The sequence below is a fragment of the Algivirga pacifica genome (genome assembly GCF_039543525.1).
In the GTDB taxonomy this organism is placed as follows: domain Bacteria; phylum Bacteroidota; class Bacteroidia; order Cytophagales; family Flammeovirgaceae; genus Algivirga; species Algivirga pacifica.
In genome coordinates this window covers 1-4,420 of sequence record NZ_BAABJX010000049.1, presented here as the reverse complement: position 1 = coordinate 4,420, position 4,420 = coordinate 1, and the positions used below count along the sequence as shown (strand labels likewise).

General features: G+C 49.3%; 1 protein-coding gene. It reads right to left on the bottom strand.

Features of this window, described 5'->3' with window-relative positions; genetic code table 11:
• On the bottom strand, positions 1-4,420 hold a 4,420-nt coding region (locus tag ABD985_RS16005), incomplete at both ends, for a SprB repeat-containing protein (RefSeq protein ID WP_345373469.1).

Sequence of the window (4,420 nt, the reverse complement as noted above, 5' to 3'; positions counted from 1 at the left end):
GTTGTTCTCTCGACTGCCACTTAGCGACAATGCTGTTGGATCGGTCAATACAAACATCGTATCGGCAGTACATCCATTTGCATCGGTGACCGTCACACTATACATGCCTGCCGTTAGGTTGCTTAGATCCTCAACTGTTACACCCGTGTTCCATAGATAACTGTATGGACCGACACCACCGCTTACACCCAAATCAATACTGCCTGTCGAATCACCTGAACACAGGTTGTTCTCTCTACTGCCACTTAACGATAATGCTGTTGGATCGGTCAACACAAACACCGTATCAGCAGTACATCCATTCGCATCGGTGACCGTCACACTATACATACCTGCAGTTAGGTTGCTTAGATCCTCAACTGTTGAGCCGGTATTCCAGAGATAACTATATGGACCGACACCTCCGCTTACACCCAAGTCAATACTGCCTGTCGAATCTCCTGAACACAGGTTGTTCTCTCGGCTACCACTTAGCGATAACGCTGTTGGATCGATCAACACAAACATCGTATCAGCCGTACAGCCATTCGCATCGGTGACCGTCACGCTATACATGCCTGCCGTAAGGTTGCTTAGATCCTCTGATGTTGCACCCGTATTCCAGAGATAACTATATGGACCGACACCTCCACTAACTCCTAGATCAATACTACCCGTCGAATCGCCTGTACATAAAATATCAACATCGTTGCCGCTTAGTGATAAGACTGTTGGCTGACCGATCGTATCATCGATCTCAAACGTACAGCCATTCGCATCAGTAATTAATACATGGTACGTACCGGCTACATACTCAAACGCTAGTGTCAAATCGCCTACGCCCTGTGGTGGGAATGATATGTCCACGGGGTTACCCAAGTAATCCATACCTGTCGCTACTATCTGGTATGGTGCCGTCCCTCCTGAGATATTGCCATTGATCACGCCGTTCCCTCCGTAGCACTTCGCATCCTCTACCGAATACGTTACTACCAGCTTCTCCGGTTGACCGATCACATCATCAATCTCAAACGTACAACCGTTCGCATCAGTAATTAATACATGGTACGTACCAGCTACATACTCAAACGCTGGCATCAAATCGCCTGCCCCTTGTGGCGGGAATGAAATATCTACGGGGTTACCCAAGTAATCCTCTCCTGTCGCTACTATCTGGTATGGTGCCGTCCCTCCCGAGATATTGCCATTGATCACACCGTTGCCCCCGTAGCATTGCGCATCCTCTACTGAATACGTTACCTCTAGCTTCTCCGGTTGACCGATCGTATCATCGATCTCAAACGTACAGCCATTCGCATCAGTAATTAATACATGGTACGTACCGGCAACATACTCAAACGCTGGTGTCAAATCGCCTGCCCCTTGTGGCGGGAATGATATGTCCACTGGGTTACCCAAGTAATCCTCTCCTGTCGCTACGATATTGTATGGTGCCGTCCCTCCAGAGATATTGCCGTTGATCACGCCGTTGTCACCGTAGCATTGCGCATCCTCTACCGAATACGTTACTACCAGCTTCTCCGGTTGACCGATCGCATCATCGATCTCAAACGTACAACCGTTCGCATCAGTAATTAATACATGGTACGTGCCGGCCACATACTCAAACGCTGGAGTCAAATCGCCTGCCCCTTGTGGCGGGAATGTAATGTCCACGGCGTTGCCCAAGTAATCCTCTCCTGTCGCTACTATCTGGTAAGGTGCCGTGCCTCCTGAGATATTGCCATTGATCACACCGTTGTCACCGTAGCATTCCGCATCCTCTACTGAATACATAACCTCTAGCTTCTCCGGTTGACCGATCGCATCATCGATCTCAAAAGTACAGCCATTCGCATCAGTAATTAATACATGGTACGTGCCGGCAACATACTCAAACGCTGGCGTCAAATCGCCTTCCCCTTGTGGTGGGAATGAAATATCTACGGGGTTACCCAAGTAATCCTCTCCTGTCGCTACTATCTGGTATGGTGCCGTCCCTCCTGAGATATTGCCATTGATCACACCGTTGCCACCATAGCACTTCGCATCCTCTACCGAATACGTAACCACTAGCTTCTCCGGTTGACCGATCACATCATCAATCTCAAACGTACAACCGTTCGCATCAGTAATTAATACATGGTACGTGCCGGCTACATACTCAAACGCTGGCGTCAAATCGCCTGCCCCTTGTGGCGGGAATGATATATCTACGGGGTTACCCAAGTAATCCTCTCCTGTCGCTACAATATTGTATGGCGCCGTGCCTCCTGAGATATTGCCGTTGATCACGCCATTACCCCCATAGCACTTCGCATCCTCTACTGAATACGTTACCACTAGCTTCTCCGGTTGACCGATCGAATCATCGATCTCAAAAGTACAGCCATTCGCATCAGTAATTAATACATGGTACGTACCCGCCACATACTCAAACGCTGGCGTCAAATCGCCTGCTCCCTGTGGCGGGAATGATATGTCCACGGGGTTACCCAAGTAATCCTCTCCTGTCGCTACTATCTGGTAAGGTGCTGTCCCTCCTGAGATATTGCCGTTGATCACGCCATTACCCCCATAGCACTTCGCATCCTCTACTGAATACGTTACCACTAGCTTCTCCGGTTGACCTATCGTATCATCGATCTCAAAAGTACAGCCATTCGCATCAGTAATTAATACATGGTACGTACCGGCAACATACTCAAATGCTGGTGTCAAATCGCCTGCCCCTTGTGACGGGAATGAAATATCCACGACGTTGCCCAAGTAATCCTCTCCTGTCGCTACTATCTGGTATGGTGCCGTCCCTCCCGAGATATTACCATTGATCACGCCGTTGCCCCCGTAGCATTCCGCATCCTCTACCGAATACGTTACTACCAGCTTCTCCGGTTGACCTATCGTATCATCGATCTCAAAAGTACAGCCATTCGCATCAGTAATTAATACATGGTACGTACCGGCAACATACTCAAACGCTGGTGTCAAATCGCCTGCCCCTTGTGGTGGGAATGAAATATCCACGGAGTTGCCCAAGTAATCCATACCTGTCGCTACTATCTGGTAAGGTGCTGTCCCTCCCGAAATATTGCCATTGATCACGCCGTTGCCCCCGTAGCATTGCGCATCCTCTACCGAATACGTTACTACCAGCTTCTCCGGTTGACCGATCACATCATCGATCTCAAACGTACAACCATTCGCATCAGTGATCACCACATGGTACGTACCGGCAACATACTCAAACGCTGGAGTCAAATCGCCTGCGCCCTGTGGCGGGAATGTAATGTCCACGGAGTTACCCAAGTAATCCTCTCCTGTCGCTACTATCTGGTAAGGTGCCGTCCCTCCCGAGATATTGCCGTTGATCACGCCATTACCGCCGTAGCACTTCGCATCCTCTACCGAATACGTTACTACCAGCTTCTCCGGTTGACCGATCGTATCATCAATCTCAAACGTACAGCCATTCGCATCAGTAATTAATACATGGTACGTACCGGCAACATATTCAAACGCTGGTGTCAAATCGCCTGCTCCTTGTGGCGGAAATGATATGTCCACTGGATTACCCAAGTAATCCTCTCCTGTCGCCACTATCTGGTATGGCGCCGTCCCTCCTGAGATATTGCCATTGATCACACCATTACCACCATAGCACTTCGCATCCTCTACTGAATACGTTACCACTAGCTTCTCCGGTTGACCGATCACATCATCGATCTCAAACGTACAGCCATTCGCATCAGTGATCACCACATGGTACGTACCGGCAACATACTCAAACGCTGGCATCAAATCGCCTGCCCCTTGTGGTGGGAATGAAATATCCACGGCGTTGCCCAAGTAATCCTCTCCTGTCGCTACAATATTGTATGGCGCCGTGCCTCCCGAGATATTGCCGTTGATCACGCCATTACCCCCATAGCACTTCGCATCCTCTACTGAATACGTTACCACTAGTTTCTCCGGTTGACCGATCGCATCATCAATCTCAAAAGTACAGCCATTCGCATCAGTAATTAATACATGGTACGTGCCAGCCACATACTCAAACGCTGGTGTCAAATCGCCTGCCCCTTGTGGTGGGAATGAAATGTCCACGGCGTTGCCCAAGTAATCCTCTCCTGTCGCTACGATATTGTATGGTGCTGTTCCTCCCGAAATATTGCCATTGATCACGCCGTTGTCACCGTAGCACTTCGCATCCTCTACTGAATACATCACCTCTAGCTTCTCCGGTTGACCGATCGCATCATCGATCTCAAACGTACAGCCATTCGCATCAGTAATTAATACATGGTACGTACCCGCCACATACTCAAACGCTGGTGTCAAATCGCCTGCCCCTTGTGGTGGGAATGATATGTCCACTGGGTTACCCAAGTAATCCTCTCCTGTCGCTACTATCTGGTATGGTGCCGTCCCTCCTGAGATA